18 protein-coding genes and 1 pseudogene are annotated in these 19057 nt (G+C 69.7%); 13 read left to right on the top strand and 6 right to left on the bottom strand.

The genetic code is table 11. The annotated features are described in order from the left end of the window. The gene (locus tag FDZ84_RS16545) at nt 1–1020 is read right to left on the bottom strand and encodes a 4-hydroxy-3-methylbut-2-enyl diphosphate reductase (RefSeq protein WP_168586648.1); all 1020 of its coding nucleotides are present in this window, start codon (nt 1018–1020) and stop codon (nt 1–3) included. Nucleotides 1021–1420: 400 nt separating this feature from the next. On the opposite strand from FDZ84_RS16545, the gene FDZ84_RS16540 reads away from it, so the two are divergent. From FDZ84_RS16540 to FDZ84_RS16525, 4 genes are all read left to right on the top strand, one after another. Continuing rightward, nucleotides 1421–1879: a lipid droplet-associated protein gene (locus FDZ84_RS16540; protein WP_168586647.1), complete on the top strand. Its 459-nt coding sequence runs from the start codon at nt 1421–1423 to the stop codon at nt 1877–1879. Nucleotides 1880–1992: 113 nt separating this feature from the next. After that, on the top strand, nt 1993–3219 hold the full coding sequence (xseA, locus tag FDZ84_RS16535) for an exodeoxyribonuclease VII large subunit (RefSeq protein ID WP_168590109.1): 1227 nt from the start codon (nt 1993–1995) through the stop codon (nt 3217–3219). Between the two features lie 13 nt (nt 3220–3232). Continuing rightward, entirely contained in the window at nt 3233–3652 is a 420-nt protein-coding gene (locus FDZ84_RS16530; protein WP_246869047.1) for a hypothetical protein, read from the top strand. Nucleotides 3653–3687: 35 nt separating this feature from the next. Next, nucleotides 3688–3903 (top strand): exodeoxyribonuclease VII small subunit, encoded by a 216-nt coding sequence (locus tag FDZ84_RS16525; RefSeq protein WP_029535186.1) that lies wholly within the window; start codon nt 3688–3690, stop codon nt 3901–3903. Nucleotides 3904–4005: 102 nt separating this feature from the next. Here FDZ84_RS16525 and FDZ84_RS16520 read toward each other — a convergent pair whose 3' ends face one another. Further along, entirely contained in the window at nt 4006–4599 is a 594-nt protein-coding gene (locus FDZ84_RS16520; protein WP_168586645.1) for a DUF4245 domain-containing protein, read from the bottom strand. A gap of 179 nt (nt 4600–4778) precedes the next feature. On the opposite strand from FDZ84_RS16520, the gene glpX reads away from it, so the two are divergent. Further along, nucleotides 4779–5813 (top strand): class II fructose-bisphosphatase, encoded by a 1035-nt coding sequence (glpX, locus tag FDZ84_RS16515; RefSeq protein ID WP_168586644.1) that lies wholly within the window; start codon nt 4779–4781, stop codon nt 5811–5813. Nucleotides 5814–6244: 431 nt separating this feature from the next. Here glpX and FDZ84_RS16510 read toward each other — a convergent pair whose 3' ends face one another. Continuing rightward, a complete protein-coding gene (locus tag FDZ84_RS16510; protein WP_168586643.1) occupies nt 6245–7225 on the bottom strand; it encodes an NAD(P)/FAD-dependent oxidoreductase in 981 nt (326 codons plus the stop codon). A gap of 195 nt (nt 7226–7420) precedes the next feature. Between FDZ84_RS16510 and FDZ84_RS16505 the strand changes: the two genes are divergently transcribed. Continuing rightward, nucleotides 7421–8182: a trypsin-like serine protease gene (locus FDZ84_RS16505; protein WP_210435710.1), complete on the top strand. Its 762-nt coding sequence runs from the start codon at nt 7421–7423 to the stop codon at nt 8180–8182. 221 nt (nt 8183–8403) lie between these two features. Further along, on the top strand, nt 8404–9792 hold the full coding sequence (locus tag FDZ84_RS16500; RefSeq protein WP_168586642.1) for a class II fumarate hydratase: 1389 nt from the start codon (nt 8404–8406) through the stop codon (nt 9790–9792). Between the two features lie 86 nt (nt 9793–9878). Here the strand turns inward: FDZ84_RS16500 and FDZ84_RS16495 are convergent. Next, nucleotides 9879–10045, bottom strand: a pseudogene (locus FDZ84_RS16495) (DUF397 domain-containing protein); the annotation flags it as partial. A 416-nt stretch (nt 10046–10461) separates the two neighbouring features. Here FDZ84_RS16495 and FDZ84_RS16490 point away from each other — a divergent pair. The 4 genes from FDZ84_RS16490 (at nt 10462) to FDZ84_RS16475 (ending at nt 14818) form a co-directional block, all read left to right on the top strand. Beyond that, the gene (locus tag FDZ84_RS16490) at nt 10462–11976 is read left to right on the top strand and encodes an ATP-dependent DNA ligase (protein ID WP_168590107.1); all 1515 of its coding nucleotides are present in this window, start codon (nt 10462–10464) and stop codon (nt 11974–11976) included. A gap of 12 nt (nt 11977–11988) precedes the next feature. After that, entirely contained in the window at nt 11989–12405 is a 417-nt protein-coding gene (locus tag FDZ84_RS16485) for a DUF4288 domain-containing protein (RefSeq protein WP_168586641.1), read from the top strand. A gap of 160 nt (nt 12406–12565) precedes the next feature. Beyond that, nucleotides 12566–13123, top strand: coding sequence for a hypothetical protein (locus FDZ84_RS16480; RefSeq protein WP_168586640.1), 558 nt, complete (start codon nt 12566–12568; stop codon nt 13121–13123). A gap of 255 nt (nt 13124–13378) precedes the next feature. After that, on the top strand, nt 13379–14818 hold the full coding sequence (locus FDZ84_RS16475; protein ID WP_168586639.1) for a GuaB1 family IMP dehydrogenase-related protein: 1440 nt from the start codon (nt 13379–13381) through the stop codon (nt 14816–14818). Between the two features lie 78 nt (nt 14819–14896). On the opposite strand, the gene FDZ84_RS16470 is transcribed toward FDZ84_RS16475, so the two are convergent. Both FDZ84_RS16470 and FDZ84_RS16465 read right to left on the bottom strand, forming a co-directional pair. Then, nucleotides 14897–16273 (bottom strand): PhoH family protein, encoded by a 1377-nt coding sequence (locus FDZ84_RS16470; RefSeq protein WP_168586638.1) that lies wholly within the window; start codon nt 16271–16273, stop codon nt 14897–14899. A 473-nt stretch (nt 16274–16746) separates the two neighbouring features. Then, nucleotides 16747–17943: a DUF885 domain-containing protein gene (locus FDZ84_RS16465; protein WP_246869046.1), complete on the bottom strand. Its 1197-nt coding sequence runs from the start codon at nt 17941–17943 to the stop codon at nt 16747–16749. 279 nt (nt 17944–18222) lie between these two features. On the opposite strand from FDZ84_RS16465, the gene FDZ84_RS16460 reads away from it, so the two are divergent. Together FDZ84_RS16460 and FDZ84_RS16455 are read left to right on the top strand one after the other, a co-directional pair. Next, nucleotides 18223–18468, top strand: coding sequence for a hypothetical protein (locus FDZ84_RS16460; protein WP_168586636.1), 246 nt, complete (start codon nt 18223–18225; stop codon nt 18466–18468). A gap of 309 nt (nt 18469–18777) precedes the next feature. Next, nucleotides 18778–19023 carry a hypothetical protein gene (locus tag FDZ84_RS16455; protein WP_168586635.1) on the top strand — a complete coding sequence of 82 codons (246 nt, stop codon included), beginning with the start codon at nt 18778–18780 and terminating at the stop codon, nt 19021–19023. Nucleotides 19024–19057: the final 34 nt, after the last annotated feature.

The following is a 19057-nucleotide window of genomic DNA, read 5'->3' as shown; positions in this document are numbered from 1 at the left end:
TCAGCGGACGCCCTTGGGCTTGTCCGGGTTGTCGTCGAGGTCCTTGCGGAGCTCTCGCGGCAGCGCGAAAGAGATCTTCTCGTTGGCCGTGGTGACCTCGTCCACCTGGTTCCAGCCGCGCTCGGCGAGGTGGTCCAGCACCTGCAGCACCAGCACGTCCGGCACCGACGCGCCGCTGGTCACGCCCACGGTCGTGACTCCGTCCAGCCAGACCTCATCGATCTGGTTCGCGTAGTCCACGAGGTGCGCGTCGGACGCGCCCGCCTGCAGCGCGACCTCGACCAGCCGCTTGGAGTTCGAGGAGTTCTGCGAGCCGACGACGATCACCAGATCGCATTCCGGTGCCATCGCCTTCACCGCGTACTGCCGGTTGGAGGTCGCGTAGCAGATGTCGTCGCTCGGCGGCGCCTGCAGATCCGGGAAGCGCTCCTTGAGCTGGTCCACCCGCTCCATCGTCTCGTCCACGCTGAGCGTGGTCTGCGACAGCCACACGACCTTGCTCGGGTCGCGGACCTCGACCTTGCCGACGTCCTCCGCCTTGTCGACCAGCTGCACCCGGTCCGGGGCCTCCCCGGCCGTGCCCTCGACCTCCTCGTGGCCCTCGTGGCCGATCAGCAGGATGTCGTAGTCCTCGCGGGCGAACCGGTTGACCTCCTTGTGCACCTTGGTGACCAGGGGGCAGGTCGCGTCGATGGTGCGCAGGTTCCGCTGCGCCGCCTCCTCGTGCACCGCCGGGGACACGCCGTGCGCGGAGAACACCACGAGCGCGCCCTCCGGCACCTCGTCGGTCTCGTCCACGAAGATCACGCCGCGCTCGGACAGCGTGTCCACCACGTGCCGGTTGTGCACGATCTCCTTGCGCACGTAGATCGGCGGACCGTAGGTCTCCAGGGCCTTCTCGACGGTGATGACCGCGCGGTCGACACCTGCGCAGTACCCACGCGGCTTGGCCAGCAGGACCCGCTTGGTCGGCCCGGCGTCCTGGTCAACGAGGTCAGTGGCCTCGGGCGAGGTCGTCATGCCACCAAGGGTACGGACCCGGCCACGCACGCTCAGAACCTGTCGTCGGACTCCACCTCGCGCAGCGATGCGACTGGCGGACCTGCGCGAGTTAGAGCCTGTTGGTGAATGGTCTGGGTGGGTGGTCGCTTAGCGGAACCTGAGAGGTCTCCTGGACTGCGGGTGCCCCTCCTGATGTATGTCCAATACGCGCGGAGGGGCCGTCCTCGCCAGAAAACCCCTCAGAACCCGCCGATGGTCGTCTTGGCAAGGTGAATGCAAGCGGCTACGCCGCTTCCAAAGGCGCGGACGGCATTCGCCGACAGGCTCTTACAGACTCCGTCCGGATTTCGGCTGCTTCGGATCACAGTCGTGTGGCGGGGCGATGGCTTCGACGGCCGGAGTGCGGCAGGCTGGGGCCATGTCATCGTTTCCCCTGCCGGTGCGGGTCGCCGCCGGACTCGCGGCCACCGCCATCGAGCAGGCGCGCCAGCTCCCGGCCACCCTGCTCGGCCTGCCGGTCACCGTCGCCAGCCAGGCGTTGCAGGCGTCGATGCGGATCCAGCAGCAGATCACCGAGTTGGCGATCAAGGGCGACGAGGCCCTCGCGGGGCTGCGCACCCCGGAGGAGCAGCCCGCCTGGGCGACCTTTGACGAGGACGAGCCGACCGAGCCCGAGGTGCTGCCCGAGGTGCTGTCCGAGGACCTAACGGTGCTGTCGGACTACGATCATCTGACGCTGCCGCAGCTGCGGGGCAGGCTCCGCTCGTTCACCGAGGCCGAACTGGCCGAACTGCTCGCCCACGAGCAGCAGCACGGTCGGCGCCCGGAGTTCCTCCGGATGCTGCAGAACCGCCTGGACCGCCTGCGGCACCAGTGACCCCAGACGACATCCGCAGTTTCAATTGAGACTGCCGTCCCGAGATCCTCGGTGAGCAGTTTCAATTGAGACTGCGGACCGGACCGGGGCCGTGAAGCACCGAGGAGTGACCGCTGAGTTCTCCGACCAGCCCCGAGGAGCCCTGGCCGGTACGGACCGTCGCACGCAAGATCGCCGACTGGATCAACCGGCTGGGCACGATCTGGGTGGAAGGGCAGATCACCCAGATCTCCCTGCGCCCCGGCGCGGCCACCGCGTTCCTGACGCTGCGCGACCCGTCCGCCGACGTATCACTGACGCTCACCTGCGCGGCTGCGATGCTGCGCAAGATGGAGCCGCCGCTGACCGACGGCAGCCGGGTCGTGGTGCACGGCAAGCCGACGTTCTTCGTCGGCCGGGGCACGCTGAGCCTGCGGGTCGACGAGATCCGCGCGGTCGGCATCGGCGAGCTGCTGGCGCGCATCGAACGGCTCCGCCAGCTGCTGAAGGCCGAGGGCCTGTTCGACCCGGCGCGCAAGCGGCCGCTGCCGTTCCTGCCGAACCGGGTCGGACTGATCACCGGCCGTGCCTCGGCCGCCGAGCACGACGTGCTGACCAACGCGCAGCTGCGCTGGCCCGCGGTGCAGTTCGAGGTCCGCAACGTCGCCGTGCAGGGTTCGACCGCGGTGCCGCAGATCCTGACGGCCCTGCAGGAACTGGACCGGATGCCCGAGGTCGACGTGATCGTGCTGGCGCGCGGCGGCGGCAGCGTCGAGGACCTGCTGCCGTTCTCCGACGAGGCGTTGTGCCGCGCGGTCTCCGCCTGCCGGACACCGGTGGTCAGCGCCATCGGGCACGAGCCGGACTCACCGCTGGTCGACCACGTCGCCGACGTGCGCTGCTCGACCCCGACAGGTGCCGGCAAGCGGGTGGTTCCCGATGTGGCGGAGGAGACGCAGCGGATCCACCAGCTGCGCGACCGCGCCCGCCGCGCGCTGCACGGCTGGGTCGACCGCGAGCGCCGGCTGCTCGACGCGCTGCGCAGCCGACCGGTGCTGGCCGACCCGTTCGGGCCCCTGGAACGGCGCGCCGAGCAGGTCGGGCAACTGCGGGACCGCGCCCGCCGCGCGGTGACCGCCGCGTTGAACACCGAACGACACGCATTGACCGCCACTCGATCTCGCTTGACGACCTTGGGGCCAGCGGCCACCCTGGCTCGTGGATACGCAATCGTGCAGCGAGTCGAGGACGGCGTGGATGGCGTCCTCCGGTCGGTCGACGAGGCGCCGCCGGGAACTCGTTTGCGGGTCCGGGTCGTTGACGGTGCGATCCAGGCAGTCGTACCGGACCGAGCAGGTTGAACAGGACAAGAACGTGCACCCGAAGCAGGAACCATCGTTCCTCCCCTTGACCGTTGGCGTCGCGCAGTCGGCGGCCACCGGTTCAGCACTGCTGCGGGAACGGGTCGGCGAGGTGCGCCGCTGCGCCGAGGCGGCCGATTCCGCTGCGGCCGGATGCTGGGCCGCGCTGCTGGGCGGATGCCAATCCGCCGAGCGCAAGGACCTGCCGTCCCGGCTGCGTGCGCTCGTCGAGGCCACTTCCGGATATGTGGGGGCCGGGTGTTGGGCGGTGTCCCCGCATCGACGTAGGGTCGCGGAGGCGCAGTTGCGCATCAACGACGCGGTGCGCGAAGGCGACGGTGCCGAGTTCGCCGAGGCGTTCGTCGGCTACGACCAGGCGATCGCCACTGCGGTGGTGTCCGTGCAGAGCAACGTGGAGAGTCCGACCCCGTGACCGCGAACGAGCAGCAGGACGAGCACTTCGACCCGGTGGCAGAGCACCCCGAGGTCGCCGAGCTCGGCTACGAGCAGGCCCGCGACCAGCTGGCCGAGGTGGTCAAGCAGTTGGAGGCAGGCGGGCTTTCCCTGGAGGACTCGCTGGCGCTGTGGGAGCGCGGCGAGGCCCTGGCGGCGGTCTGCGAGCGGCACCTCGCGGGCGCCCGCGAGCGCGTCGAGCGGGCACTCGCCGCCGTCGAGCAGGACTGACCCGCCGACTGCACCCCGCGCCCTCCCGGTGCACAGTGCCGATTGAAACTTCAACCTTGGATGCACCACGGGGGAACAGTTTCAATTTGGAACGGCGACCGGTCAGGTGCCGGGTGGGGCGGCGATGGCGGCTTCGGCGAGGGTTCGGAATTCGGCCTCATCGGAGTTGCCGGTGATCAGCAGCCGGGCTCCGTCGCGTTCCGCCACCCAGGCCTGCTCGCCGCGCACGCTGTCGTAGACCACCCACTGCCGCCCCGCGGCGTCGATGGTGCCCCGGGCGTGCGGCGCCCGCCGCGTCTCGCTCTCGACCAGCTCGTCCTCGGCCGCCGTCGACTGCGCCAACCGCAGGTACCGTCCCCCGCCGGTCAACCACCCCACGCGCACGACCTGCGCGTGGGAGGCGAGCGTGGTCACGTTCGCCGCGTTGGCCCGCCAGTTCGCCGGCAGGCTCGGCTCGGTGACCGGGAAGTCCACCCTCGCTGCCGCCCGCTTCAGCTCGGCCGGAACGTCGACGGTCGGCACCGGGCCGCCCTGGATCGACGGACCACCGGGGTTGAACGAGCACTGCCCCGCCATCCCGGCGATCCCGAATGCCACCAGGACCATCGGCAGGAGGGCGAACACCATCGCCGACACGGTCCGGGGCGGACGGGACGCCGGGGGCTGCTGGTTGCGGGGTTCGGCCACGACGCCCATGCTCTCACCGCCAGGCCAGGGGCCCGCCGGGCGGTGAGAGCAGGAGTGGGCTGCCCCACGGGAGAGCTCCGGCAGACTCGCCGATCTGCGAAGATCGGGGCAACGAGCCTGAGCGCGGGCCTGGATCCCGCCGGTCTCGGGCAGTGCAACCTGAAGAACGCTCACCACCGGGAGGCGCGATGAGCACCGAACGACACCGCGAAGCACCGGACCGCAACCTGGCGATGGAACTGGTCCGCGTGACCGAGGCCGCCGCGATGGCCGCCGGCCGCTGGGTCGGCCGCGGCGACAAGAACGCCGGCGACGGAGCCGCAGTGGACGCAATGCGCAAGCTGATCGGGACCGTGTCGATGCGGGGCGTCGTGGTCATCGGCGAGGGCGAGAAGGACGAAGCCCCGATGCTCTACAACGGGGAACAGGTCGGCAACGGCGAAGGCCCGGAGTGCGACGTCGCGGTCGACCCGATCGACGGGACCACGCTGCTCAGCAAGGGCATGCCGAACGCGCTGGCGGTGCTGGCGGTGTCCGAGCGCGGCACCATGTTCGACCCGTCCGCGGTGTTCTACATGGAGAAGATGGCCGTCGGCCCGGAGGCCGCCGAGGTCGTGGACCTCGGCGCCCCGATCGCGGAGAACGTCCGCCGGGTCGCCAAGGCCAAGCACATCGACGTCTCCGACGTCACGGTGTGCATCCTGGACCGCCCGCGGCACGAGCAGATCGTCAAGGACGTCCGCGCGGCGGGCGCGCGCATCCAGTTCATCTCCGACGGCGACGTCGCCGGGGCGATCGCGGCGGCGCGGCCGGACAGCGGCGTCGACATGCTGCTGGGCATCGGCGGCACCCCGGAGGGCATCATCGCCGCGTGCGCGTTGAAGTGCCTCGGCGGCGAGATCCAGGCGCGGCTGTGGCCTCGCGACGACGCCGAGCGGGCGAAGCTGCGCGACGCCGGGCACGACGCCAACCAGGTGCTGACCACTTCGGACCTGGTGCGCGGCGACAACATGTTCTTCTGCGCCACCGGGATCACCGACGGCGCGCTGCTCAAGGGCGTGCACTACCGCGCAAACCGGTGCACCACGCAGTCGATCGTGATGCGCTCAAAGTCCGGCACGGTCCGGGTGATCGAGGCCCAGCACAAGCTGTCGAAGCTGCGCGAATACGCCGATGTGGACTTCGGCGAGAACGACACCGCGCCGCACGGCCTGCTGCCCTGACCGGAGCGGTTCGACCGGGATATTGCGAAATACGGGCCCATTGACCCGTTCGATGCCGTTTTCCGGGCGGTGACCTGCTGATTCGTAGCGGGTCACCGCCGCGCACTGCGTGCGGAGGAACCCCCGATCAAGGTCGCCGCCGACTCGGGCACCGCGACCGGATCACCGGCTGGGGCCAGACCTGCGCCACCGGCCCGTCGATCTACGCGGACTGGGGCAACCAGAACACCGGCGGCTGAACCCCTTCCGGGTGACCGGTGGGCGTCCTCCGGCAGCACTGGCAGTCACCGAGGAGGCTTCGCGGAAGCCGGTTCCGGGCGGTTCCAGTGCGGTTCCAGTGCGGTGCCGCCGACCAAACCACCCGACCCGGCGACCAGGATCCAGCCGGGCCGGCGCGATTTTCCCGAAACCGCGCCGGGCCGGCTGATTCGTCAGCTCATGTTCGAGGAGTGGCCGGGGAACAGGTGTGCGTCCGGGTTGAGCGCCACGGCGATGTTGTTGACCGCCGTCGCCGCCTCGCCGAACCCGGTGGCGATCAGCTTGACCTTGCCCGGATATGCCGCGACGTCCCCCGCCGCGTACACCCGCGGCCGGCTGGTCCGCATCGTGCTGTCCACCAGGATCGCGCGCTTCTCCAGGTCCAGGCCCCACTTCTCGATCGGCCCCAGATCGGCGGTGAACCCGAGCGCGGCCACCACCGTCTGCGCCGGCAGCACCCGCCGCTGCTCGCCGCCGAGCTCGATCTCCACCTCGCGTACCCCGGTCTCGTCGCCGCGGATCTCCACGACCTCGGCCGGGGTGATCAGCGGAACGCCCAGGTCTTCGACCTTGCTGACCAGTCCCGGGTGCGCGCGGAACCGGGTGCGGCGGTGCACCAGGGTCACGCTGCGGGCCACCGGGTGCAGCGCCAGCGCCCAGTCGAACGCGGAGTCGCCGCCGCCGACGACCACCACGTCGTGTCCACTGTGCACGGCCAGTTCCGGGATGAAGTGCACGACGCCGCGGCCGACCCAGTCGCCACCGGCGGGCAGCGGCCGCGGGGTGAACTCGCCGATCCCGGCGGTGACCAGCACCGCGCCGGCCCGGACCGCGCCGCCGCCGACCTCGACGAACAGCCCGCCATCCACATCGGACAGTTCGGTGGCGGGCCTGCCGAGCAGGTAGGCGGGATCGTACTGACCGGCCTGCTTCACCAGCGCGGCAACCAGATCGCGGCCGCGGACCTCGGGGAACCCGGCCACGTCGAAGATCATCTTCTCCGGGTACATCGCGGTCACCTGGCCGCCGGGCTCGGGCAGCGCGTCGACCACCGCCACGGACATCCCGCGGAATCCCGCGTAGTAGGCGGCGAACAAACCGGTCGGACCCGCGCCCACGATCAGCAGATCGACCTCATGCGACACCGCGGTCATGCCCACCACCTCGTCGTCGACCGTGTGGACACACCCAGGCTAGCGGGACAGGTCCGCGATGTCCGCATCATCGGCGCGCGCTGCGCCAGAACGCTGAATTCGCTGCCGCAGTTGGCGGTACCCGTCCAAGCACCCCCCGCTTACGTTCACCGGAAAGGGGATCACGTCGGGGAGGATTTCGTGAAGAGGACAGCCATGCTGGTCGGGGCCGTCGCGGCCGCAGCGCTGAGCATGGGGACGCTGCCCGCGACCGCGAACGCGGTCGACAACCCGGGCGCGCTGATTGTCGGCGGGCACGACGCCACCGAGCAGTACGACTGGATGGCATCGCTGCAGCGTTCCGGGAACCACAGCTGCGGGGCTTCCCTGATCGACCAGCAGTGGGTGCTCACCGCCGCGCACTGCGTCCAGGACGCCGCGCCGACCGACCTCGGCCTGCGGATCGGCAGCCCGGACCACACCACCGGCGGCACCGAGGCCGGCGTGTCCGAGATCGTGGTGCACCCGGACTACGCCACCAAGAACCCCAACGGCGACATCGCGCTGCTGAAGCTGGACCACGCGGTGTCGCAGACGCCCGTCGAGATCGCCGACGCCTCCGGGGAGGCCGGCACCCCGTCGCGGATCATCGGCTGGGGCCTGACCTGCCCGGTCCGCGGCTGCGGTGAACCGCCCGCGCAGCTGCAGGAGCTGGAGACCAAGGTGGTCCCCGGTGGCCAGTGCTCGCTGGGCCTGATCGACGGCGCGACCGAGATCTGCACCGGCAGCAACGAGCTGCTGGCCAACGCGTGCTTCGGCGACTCGGGCGGCCCGCAGCTGGAGGGCCGGCCGGGCGACTGGAAACTGACCGGCGTCACCAGCCGCCTCGGCAGCCTGATCCCGGTCTGCGGCACGGCTCCGTCGATCTACACCGACGCAACGGCCTACAAGGACTGGATCAACGCCAACATTGGCTGATCATTTCCACGTGCGGGGTGCCCTTTGCCAAGTTGCTTGGCTGCCAAGTTGCTTGGCAAAGGGCGCTCTCGCGCTTCACCCGCCGTTGATCGCCGGGGGTGCGAGATCGGGCATCTTCATCGGTCCAGTGCGGACTTCTCGCGTGCGCCGGGCCACAGATCCACCGCCGAGTGGGGCGGGCCACGCTGACCGCGAGCACCTTTCGGCGGGACACTTTCGACATGGCTGAATACCGGATCGAACACGACACGATGGGCGAGGTGCGGGTGCCCGCCGACGCCCTGTACCGGGCGCAGACCCAGCGGGCCGTGGAGAACTTCCCGATCTCCGGCCGGGGCTTGGAGCGCGCGCAGATCCGCGCGCTAGGTCTGCTGAAGGCGGCGGCGGCTCGGGTCAACGGCCGGCTCGGGGTGCTGGACGCCGACGTGACCGAGGCGATCGCCGCGGCGGCCGACGAGGTCGCCGAGGGCGCCCACGACGAGCACTTCCCGATCGACGTGTTCCAGACCGGCTCCGGCACGTCGTCGAACATGAACGCCAACGAGGTCATCGCGACCCTGGCATCCCGGCGCCTCGGCCGCGACGTGCACCCCAACGACCACGTCAACGCCTCGCAGTCGTCCAACGACACCTTCCCGACGACCATCCACGTCGCGGCCACCGAGGCGGTGCTCACCGACGTCATCCCGGCGCTGGAGCATCTCGCGACGACCATCGAGGGCCGCGCCGCGCAGTGGACCGAGGTGGTCAAGTCCGGCCGCACGCACCTGATGGACGCCGTGCCGATCACGCTGGCCCAGGAGGCCGGCGCGTGGGCCTCGCAGGTGCGCTACGGGGTCGAGCGGCTGCGGGGCGGCCTGCCGCGGCTCGGCGAACTGCCGATCGGCGGCACCGCGGTCGGATCGGGCCTCAACGCGCCCACCGGCTTCGGCGCGGCGGTCGCCGCGGAACTGGCGGAGGTCACCGGCCTGCCGCTGACCGAAGCCCGCGACCACTTCGAGGCGCAGGCCGCGCAGGACTCGGTGGTGGAGATCTCCGGCGACCTGCGCACCGTCGCGGTGAGCCTGACCAAGATCGCCAACGACCTGCGCTGGCTGGGCTCCGGCCCGCGCACCGGGCTGGCCGAGCTGGCGCTGCCGGACCTGCAGCCGGGCTCGTCGATCATGCCGGGCAAGGTCAACCCGGTCATCCCGGAGGCCACCCTGCAGGTGGTGGCGCAGGTGATCGGCAACGACGCGGCGGTGGCGTTCGCCGGTTCGCAGGGCAACTTCCAGCTCAACGTGATGCTGCCGGTGATCGCGCGCAACGTGCTGGAATCCGCGCGGCTGCTGGCCGCGGTGTCGCGGCTGCTGGCCGACAAGGTGTTCGCCGGCGTGCAGGTCAACGTCGAGCAGGCCCGCGCCTACGCCGAGGGTTCGCCGTCGATCGTCACGCCGCTGAACCGCTACATCGGCTACGAGGAGGCGGCCGCCGTCGCCAAGCAGGCCCTCAAGGAGCGCAAGACGATCCGCGAGGTGGTCCTGGAACGCGGCCACGTCGACTCGGGCAAGCTCACCCTTGAGCAGCTGGACGAGGCACTCGACGTGCTCCGCATGGCCAAGGGCAAGTAACCGGTGGAGGGCACCTTTGGACGCCGAAGGTGCCCTCCGCTCATGACCGGACGGTGTGGTTCGAGCCGGTCGGCCTTGATCGCGGCTAAGAAACTCGACCATGCGGCCGGGTCGACAACGAACGCAGGTCCGTCCGGGTCCTTCGAATCGCGGATTGCGTCACGCCGGGGACGTTCAGAGCGACCTCGACGCACTCACCGCCGCTGGCCGAGCGGCTGGACTTTCGCCATTGGGCACGGGACAGCTCGCGCACGTCCTAACCTCACGACTTTGGTCGTGAGTGCGTACCGGCGCTCCAGCACGGTTACGCACTCACGACCGGAGACACCCGTGTTCTAGCTGCAGGTGACCAAGTTGGCGTTGATCAACGTGATGATCCTCGGCGCGCTGTTCGCCCCGCACCCGCGCGGGCAGCACGGCGACGCGGGCGATGGCGCGTTGAACGTTTGGCAGCGGATCGACTAGGTCGAGGTCCAACGCCGACTCGAGGACATGCCCACCGGTCGACATCACCTGCGCCCACACCCCTGAACCAGATCTGGCACCCATCCCCGACACGCGAGGTGCCAGACCACCACGGTGGGCCGGGCCGCCCCTCCCCGCCCGGCCCACCACCAAGCTGACGCGCGCCGATACTCCAATGTCGGGCACTTGACGCACCATGAGCGCATGGTGCTGCTCGCGGATTTGGTGGCGACCTCGCGAGAGGTCTCGGCGACGCGTTCCCGCAAGGCGAAGACCGCGGCGATCGCCGGGCTGCTCGCGCGGCTCGACGCCGAGGAGGTCCGCCCGGCGACGGCGCTGCTGGCCGGTGAGCTGCCCGGCGGCCGGGCCGGGGTGGGCTGGTCGACGCTGGCCGCGCTGGACGTCGAACCCGCACCCGAGCCCGCGCTGACGATCATCGATGTCGACTCGGCGATCGACGCCGTGCGGCTAATCAGGGGCGCCGGTTCGGGACAGCGCCGGGCCGAGGCGTTGACCGGCCTGCTCGGCAAGGCGACCGGCGGCGAGCAGGAGTTCCTGGTGCGGCTCTTCGGCGGCGAACTCCGGCAGGGCGCGCTGGAAGGCGTCATGGTCGAGGCCATCGCCGCGGCGGGCAAGGTCCCGACCGAGGCCGTGCGGCGGGCTTTCATGCTCTCCGGCCGGCTGCCCGCGACCGCCGAGGCCGCGCTGCGCGGCGGTGAACCGGCGCTCGCCGAATTCCGCCTGGAGGTGGGGCGGCCCGTCCGTCCGATGCTGGCTTCGCCCGCCGAATCCCTGGGCACGGCGCTCGACGAACTCGGCGAAGTCAGCGTCGAGTACAAATTGGACGGTGCGCGCATCCAGGTGCACCGCGACGGCGAAGAGGTGCGCATCTACACCCGCACGCTCCGCGAGATCACCCGCAACGTGCCGGAACTCGTCGAGCTGGTGCGAGGCCTGAACTGCCGGGTGGTGGTGCTGGACGGCGAGACGCTCGCGCTCGACGCCACCGGGCGCCCGCGGCCGTTCCAGGAGACCATGGGCCGGTTCGGCGCCCAGGACTCGCGCGATCTCCTGCTGCACCCGTACTTCTTCGACTGCCTGCACGTCGACGGCGAAGACCTGCTAGACCGGCCGCTGCAGCACCGCATCGACGCGCTTGAAAAAGTCGCACCGCAGCACCGGATTCCGGCGGTCCTGTCGCCGTCGGCGGAACGCGCGGCGGAATTGTTCGACGAAGCGCTGGACGCCGGGCACGAAGGCGTCATGGTCAAGGCGCTGGACTCGGTGTACGCGGCGGGGCGGCGCGGCCGGTCCTGGCGGAAGGTCAAGCCCGAGCACACCCTCGACCTGGTCGTGCTCGCCGCCGAGTGGGGCCACGGCCGCCGTCGCGGGTACCTGTCGAACCTCCACCTGGGCGCGCGAGACCCCGACGGCGGCCCGCCGATCATGGTCGGCAAGACGTTCAAGGGCCTCACCGACGAGCTGCTGGCCTGGCAGACCGCGGAGTTCCAGCGCCGCCAGACCCACCGCGACGACTGGACCGTCCACGTCGTGCCCGAACTCGTCGTGGAGATCGAACTGGACGGCGTGCAGACCAGCACCCGCTACCCCGGCGGCGTCGCGCTGCGCTTCGCCCGCGTCCTGCGCTACCGGCCCGACAAGGACGCCGCGTCGGCCGACAGCATCGAGGCGGTTCGCGCCATGCTGCCGGGCGGGTGAGATCCTGACGCCATGAGCGGCAACGACTTCGACGCGATCGGCTCGATCAACATCGGACCGGGCACCATCGACCCGCGCGAGTACCAGGCGGACAAGAGATCGATCGAGCTGGACTACTACGTCGCGGTCCTGGTCCTGGAGGCCACTTCGGACGCGGCCGACCACAAGCCGCTCTACGAAGAATCCTTCGTGCTGCTCAAGGCGGAATCCGAAGAAGAGGCGAAGGAAAAGGCTGCCGAGCACGGCAAGCAGCAGGAAACCAGCTACCAGAACGAGAACCACGAACTGATCACCTGGAAGCTGAAGCAGATCATCGAGGTGAAACCCCTCGAAGATGCCACCTTCGACGACGGCACGGAACTCTACAGCCGATTCTTCCGCAATTACCAGGCCTACAGCTCCTCCGAACCCCTGACGGAAGAAGCCTGAAAACGCAGCGGCCGGGGTCCCACAATACAGCGGGAGGTCCCAGCGTACTTCCACGCCCCAACAGAGCGTGACCGAAAAGAACATAGCAGCGCCGAAATCGCGATCACCACCGGGTGTATCGATTTGATCTCGAACTGCAGTTCCCGCTTCACTACGCCACGTGTTCGTCCACGCCTACGTCGATGAGTCGTACGACCTGACCATCGGCGTCTACATCCTCACCGCCAGCATCGTCGACCTCACGGACGCCGAGGACATCCGTTGCATGCTGAATGGCCTTCAGCAAGGCGGCGGAAAGCTTCACTGGAGCAAGGAACCTCCGCATCGACGGGCAGAAATCGTTAAAGCCGTAAGCGCTCAAACCGTGCGCAGCGTGGCTGTCGTCGGCGCTTCGAGGCCGCTCTTCGCGGAACGCGGGCGCCGGAAGTGTCTCGAAAGGCTGCTCCCAGAAATTGAAATGCTCGGCGCGGACATCGTGACATTCGAAACGCGCCAGGAACGAAATAACAAGCTCGACACTGACATGGTTGACGCATGCCGGCAGAAACGTCTCATCACGAATCGCATTCGCGTCACATTCGCGCCAGGCGGGAGTGAACCCCTGCTGTGGATCCCCGACGTCGCCTGTGGAGCCGCCCTGGCTGCCGAACGAGGCGACCGCAGCTACTTGGAACAGCTTGGGTGCAACGCACGAATAATCCGAGTCAGCACTGCGTGAAGCACGGAATGCCCCGAAAAACGCAGAGGCCGGGGTCCCGCCTCCGGCGGGGGGTCCCGGCTTACTTCCACACCCCAACAGAGCATGGCTGCTGCCAGTATAACAACGGGGCGGCCGCTGACATCAACTCCAAACCTACAACCGATCTGGTGATCTTGAATCACGGTCCAGAAACTCAGAGGCCGGTACCCGGCCGGTACCCTGGCGGGTCCGGGGAGGCGCCTGGGGGTGTTCGACCCCGTAGGGTGGTGAGACGTGCAGTTCTTGAACGGGCAGGAGCCCTCCACCGATCTGACCTACGACGACGTCTTCCTGGCGCCTCGGCGCTCCGGCGTCGAGTCCCGCTTCGACGTGGACCTGGCCACCAGCGACGGCACCGGGGCGACCCTGCCGATCGTGGTCGCCAACATGACCGCCGTGGCCGGCCGCCGGATGGCCGAGACCGTCGCCAGGCGCGGTGGCCTGGTCGTGCTGCCGCAAGACGTCGATCCCAGCGCGGTCGCCGAGATCGCCTCCTGGGTCAAGGCGCGGCACCCCGTGTGGGACACCCCGCTGGTGTTGCACGCCGATGACGCCGTCGCCGACGCCCTCAACCTCCTGCCCAAGCGCGCCCACGGCGCCGTTGTCATCGTCGACGACGACAACCGGCCGCTCGGCGTCGTCGACGAGGCGGCTTGCACCGGGGTCGACCGGTTCGCGCGGGTCGGGGAGGTCGCCGACCGGCACCCGGTCGTGCTGCCGCTGGAGACCAAGCCCCGCGAGGTGTTCGAGCAGCTGGACCAGCACGCCCGCAACGTGGCGATCGCCATCGACGCCGACGGCCGCCTGGCCGGGATCATGACCAGCCGCGGCGCGCTGCGCGCCGAGATCTACACCCCGGCGCTGGACGACTCCGGCCGGCTGCGGGTGGCCGCGGCGGTCGGGGTCAACGGCGATGTCGCGGCCAAGGCGTCCGCGCTGCTGGAGGCCGGGGTCGACACGCTGGTCGTGGACACCGCGCACGGCCACCAGGAGAAGATGATCGCCGCGCTGGGCGCGGTCCGGTCGGCGAGCCCGAACGTTCCGGTGGTGGCCGGGAACGTGGTGACCGCCGAGGGCGTGCGCGACCTCGTCGAGGCGGGCGCCGACGTGATCAAGGTCGGTGTCGGGCCGGGCGCCATGTGCACGACGCGGATGATGACCGGTGTCGGCCGGCCGCAGTTCTCGGCGGTCGCCGAATGCGCCGCGGAGGCGCGCAAGCTCGGCAAGCACGTCTGGGCCGACGGCGGTGTCCGGCACCCGCGCGACGTGGCGCTGGCGCTGGCCGCCGGTGCGGCGTCGGTGATGGTCGGCTCGTGGTTCGCGGGCACCTACGAGTCGCCCGGTGACCTGCAGCGCGACGAGCACGGCCGGGCCTACAAGGAGTCCTTCGGCATGGCGTCCAAGCGCGCCGTGTCCGCCCGGACCCGCACCGACAGCGCGTTCGACCAGGCCCGCAAGGCGCTGTTCGAGGAGGGGATCTCCAGCTCCCGGATGCGTCTGGACCCGCAGCGGCCGAGCGTCGAGGACCTGCTGGACCAGATCACGTCCGGTCTCCGCTCGTCCTGCACCTACGCCGGCGCCCGCAGCCTGGAGGAGTTCTACGAGCGCGCCTTGGTCGGCATCCAGTCCGCGGCCGGCTTCGCCGAGGGCCGCCCGCTGCCCACCGGCTGGTGACCTCGAACCCGCTGTGGTGAGGCGTGCGGGGCACCCGTGCCCGAGTCGCTTGGTCACGGGTGTCCCGCACCTCATCTTCTACGGGGTGAAATCGCCTTCCAGGAGTTCGGTCACGAGGGCCGCGATCGGCGAGCGTTCCGAGCGGGTGAGGGTGACGTGGGCGAACAGCGGGTGGCCCTTGAGCTTCTCGATCACCGCCGCCACCCCGTCGTGACGGCCCACCCGGAGGTTGTCGCGCTGGGCGACGTCGTGGGTGAGCACCACCCTGGAGTTCGCGCCCAGCCTGGACAGCACCGTGAGCAGCACGTTGCGCTCCAGCGACTGCGCCTCGTCGACGATCACGAACGAGTCGTGCAGCGACCGGCCCCGGATGTGGGTCAGCGGCAGGACCTCCAGCATCCCGCGGTCCATCACCTCGTCCAGCACGTTCTCGCTGGCCAGCGCGCCGAGGGTGTCGAACACCGCCTGCGCCCACGGCGCCATCTTCTCGTTCTCGGTCCCCGGCAGGTAGCCGAGTTCCTGACCGCCGACGGCGTACACCGGCCGGAACACCACGACCTTGCGGTGCTGCTGCCGCTCCAGCACCGACTCCAGGCCCGCGCACAGCGCGAGCGCGGACTTGCCCGTACCGGCCCGACCGCCCAGCGAAACGATCCCGATGCCGGGGTCGAGCAAGAGCTCCAACGCGATCCGCTGCTCGGCGGAGCGGCCGTGCAGGCCGAACGCCTCCCGGTCGCCGCGCACCAACCTGACCTGTTTGTCCGCGGTCACTCGGCCCAGCGCGCTCTGCGAGCCGGACAGCAGCCGCACCCCGGTGTTCGGCGGCAGATCCCGGGCCTCGTCGAGGTCGGCGATCCCGTCCTTGAATAGGACGTCCATCGAATTCGGCGGCACCTCGACGTCGGCCATTCCGGTCCACCCCGACGGCACCACGTCCTGCGCGCGGTACTCCTCGGCGTCCAGGGCCACGGCTGCGGCCTTGACCCGCAGCGGCATGTCCTTGGTGACCAGCGTGACCCGGTGCCCTTCGGCGGCCAGGTTCAACGAGCAGGCCAGGATGCGGGCGTCGTTGGAGTCCGTGCGGAACCCCGGCGGCAGCACCCGCGGGTCGGAGTGGTTGAGCTCGACGTGCAGGCTGCCCCCGTTCTCGCCGACGGGAACCGGTTTGTCCAGCTGCCCGTGCTGGATCCGCAGGTCGTCGAGGGCGCGGAGGGCTTCTCTGGCAAACCAGCCGAGTTCGGGGTGGTGGCGTTTGCCCTCCAGCTCGCTGATGACCACCACCGGGAGCACGACGTTGTGCTCGGCGAAGCGGGACATCGCCCACGGATCGGACAGCAGCACCGAGGTGTCCAGGACGTAGGTCCGGATCTCGCTGCCGCCGGCTTGCGCGGTGCTCGCGGACTCGCCGCTACGGGCTGGGATCTCCGCTGGAGGCTGGGAACGTCGTGCGGTCACGGCTACTCCCTCGCGGGCGTGGCATGCACACCCGCTCGTCGGCGGGCCGGGCCTGGCCCCGTCGCGCCCCGGCCGGACCGGATCGTCCGCCGTGGCCGCAGGGGCCAGGTACCGGCCCTTCGCGACCAAGGTGGACGTGGTAACCGTCCGCTCCAGCCAACAGCCACGATCAGGGCCTCCCGGACGGGCCACGTACGGACTTGCGATTGGAACGGCCCGTCAACAGCGCACGCTACCTGCGAGATTGCGTCTCGGCAGGCAGCCACACAGGTGATTCGCCGAATCGTCGATTTCTCTTCATGTGCCTCGGAATCCGTGCAGGTCACGGACTTGCCGACGGCGTCGAACGGGCGCGGAACACCGTTCGGCGGCAGGTCAGACCAGCTTCGGCGGCCGCCGCGGAGCACCTCCCATTAAGGCACTCCACGTGATCAACACTCCACCGGATGGGTGATCTTCGTCGGGTGAACGGATCAGACTCTGGCCGCCAGCTCCGCCCGGACGGACTCCGGAACCAGCGGTTCGTCAAGCAGCCGGCGAAAACGATCGGTGCTCGAAGTGCCCGCCGGCCGGTTCTCCAGCCACCGGCGCAGCAGCCGGTAGCCCTCGACGTAAGTGGTGGTGTAGGCGCGCCACAGCGGATCCCGCATGAACCGCACCAGGTGCCGGGCCCGCTGGTCCGGCATCAGCAACCAGCGTTGCAGGTAGGCAGCCACCTCGGCGTCGTCCGCGCCGCCGTCATACAGCATCAGCAGGGCGTCCTGGCGGACCGTCAGCAGGCGGCTCATCGCGATCTCCATCCGCTCCGCCAGCTCGCCGTCCATCCAGATGCCCAGGTCCGCGAAGATCTCCGCCGCCCACGGCCCCCAGCCCGGTCCCACCGCGGCGTGCAGCCCGAGGTCGGCCAGGCCCTCGGCCATCAGGCACTGCGGCGTGTTGACCAGGAAGATCGTGTGCTCGTCCTGTGCGTCCCGGATCGCCAGCCCGGCCTCCTTGCGGCAGTGCTCCGTGTGGTGACCCGGGTAGGACTCGTGCGCCACGAGCTGCGGCAGGTTCGCGGCCCGGTGCCCGACGTCGGCGTTCACGGCCACCCGCGACCGGTACTCGCCGAGGTAGTGGTTGAAGCCGCTCCACGGCTTGTCGGTGACGATCTGGTACTCGACGACCTCCTGGACCGGCAGGCCGAACTCGCGCCGAACGCGGTCGCGCAGCGCGCTGGAAAGCGCTTGGACGCAGACCGTGAGCCGCGTGGCCGGCACCGCATCCCGGCTTCGGACGGCGTTCAGGCGCGCGGGCAGCGGGCCCCGGCCCGGCAGCACCTCGGCCAGCTCGCGGTGCGCCTCGCGGTACTCGTCCTGATCACCGAGCACCGGCGTGACCTGGAAATAGGCCTCGACCTCGGCCGGGAACGGCAGCTGCTCGCCGGCCAGCCCGCGCCCGGAGCACTCCAGCGCCGTCAGCTGCGCGGCGAGGAACCGGCGGCGCGGCTCGGCCAGTCCGGACTCCGGCAGCGCGGCGCGCAGCCGCTGCGCGTCGGCGGTCAGCCGCGCCGGGTCGGGACGCGACTCGTCCTGCACCCGCCGGCGCAGCGCCGGGTCCCCGGTGAAGGAATCCACGAATCCCGGGACGAGCCGATCGAATCTGAGCCCGAGGAGCACGTATTCGGTCACGAGCGCTTCGGAGTCCATATCGGGACACTACGCCGGGCACTTGCGCGCGCGGACCACTGGGCTCGTTTCCCGGGCAACCGAAACCACACACAATTTGCCGTCGCAACGAAAACTGTGCGACATGACACAAGTGATCACACGATGGTGTTAACGAGGTGTTTTTTCTTCGGTTTGCCTGGATATCTTTCACGCCGAGTGCGCCCCCTCCCGGCTGAACTTATGGGGTGCGCGGCCGGGGAAGGAGCGCACTCTTCATCCCATCCAACAAGGAGCAACAAAGTGCTTAAGAAGGCTGCGATCGTCGCCGGTGCCGCCGCCGGGCTGCTGGCCCTGGCCCCCGTCGCCAACGCCGACAGCGCCGACAACGACGGCATCAACATCGCGAACGACAACAACATCAGCGTCCTGCCGGTTCAGGCCTGCGGCAACAACATCGCCGTGGCCGGCGCGGTCGTGCCGATCGCGTCGCCGCAGCTCAGCAACTGCGTCAACGCCCCGATCGTCGACCACGCCAAGGTCAGCTGACCGAAGCCGAAACAGCTGCATCCGGTACGCGGAATCAGACGCCGAAAAGGGGCGTCGGGGCTACCCCCGACGCTCCTTTTTGCGCGCAATCGCCGGGCCGGGAGGTTCTCGCCGCGCAATTGCACGTCGCCACGTGCGAATACGAGATTCGCGTTCACACAATAGTGTTAGCGAGTTTGGGCATCCGGCACGTCGCAGGTAGCTTTTCAGCCGGAACAAGCCAGACTCCATTGCCACCTCGCGGACTTTCCCGAAGTTCGCCGGGGTGTGAACTCCGAATAGCGCGGTTAACAGAGGAGAGTGAACCAAGTGTTCAAGCAGGCAGCGATCGTCGCCGGTGCCGCCGCCGGGCTGCTGGCCCTGGCCCCCGTCGCCAACGCCGACAGCGCCGACAACGACGGCATCAACATCGCGAACGACAACAACATCAGCGTCCTGCCGGTTCAGGCCTGCGGCAACAACATCGCCGTGGCCGGCGCGGTCGTGCCGATCGCGTCGCCGCAGCTCAACAACTGCATCAACGCCCCGATCGTCGACCACCCCAAGGTCAGCTGACCGAGAGCAGCGCACGGGAAAGGCCAGGTCTCTA

It is taken from the genome of Saccharopolyspora sp. ASAGF58 (assembly GCF_012277335.1).
GTDB classification, from domain to species: Bacteria; Actinomycetota; Actinomycetes; order Mycobacteriales; family Pseudonocardiaceae; genus Saccharopolyspora; species Saccharopolyspora hattusasensis.
Note: the sequence above shows the minus strand (reverse complement) of the source record. Positions and strands in the feature narration are given on the sequence as shown.

What these genes read in the sequence shown, in the direction of transcription:
- FDZ84_RS16505 (WP_210435710.1), top strand. Translation starts at nt 7,421, where the DNA reads ATGCTGGTCGGGGCCGTCGCGGCCGCAGCGCTGAGCATGGGGACGCTG.
- FDZ84_RS16520 (WP_168586645.1), bottom strand. Translation starts at nt 4,599, where the DNA reads ATGGGCGTCGTGGCCGAACCCCGCAACCAGCAGCCCCCGGCGTCCCGT.
- glpX (WP_168586644.1), top strand. Translation starts at nt 4,779, where the DNA reads ATGAGCACCGAACGACACCGCGAAGCACCGGACCGCAACCTGGCGATG.
- FDZ84_RS16540 (WP_168586647.1), top strand. Translation starts at nt 1,421, where the DNA reads ATGTCATCGTTTCCCCTGCCGGTGCGGGTCGCCGCCGGACTCGCGGCC.
- FDZ84_RS16485 (WP_168586641.1), top strand. Translation starts at nt 11,989, where the DNA reads ATGAGCGGCAACGACTTCGACGCGATCGGCTCGATCAACATCGGACCG.
- FDZ84_RS16545 (WP_168586648.1), bottom strand. Translation starts at nt 1,020, where the DNA reads ATGACGACCTCGCCCGAGGCCACTGACCTCGTTGACCAGGACGCCGGG.
- FDZ84_RS16500 (WP_168586642.1), top strand. Translation starts at nt 8,404, where the DNA reads ATGGCTGAATACCGGATCGAACACGACACGATGGGCGAGGTGCGGGTG.
- FDZ84_RS16490 (WP_168590107.1), top strand. Translation starts at nt 10,462, where the DNA reads ATGGTGCTGCTCGCGGATTTGGTGGCGACCTCGCGAGAGGTCTCGGCG.
- FDZ84_RS16510 (WP_168586643.1), bottom strand. Translation starts at nt 7,225, where the DNA reads ATGACCGCGGTGTCGCATGAGGTCGATCTGCTGATCGTGGGCGCGGGT.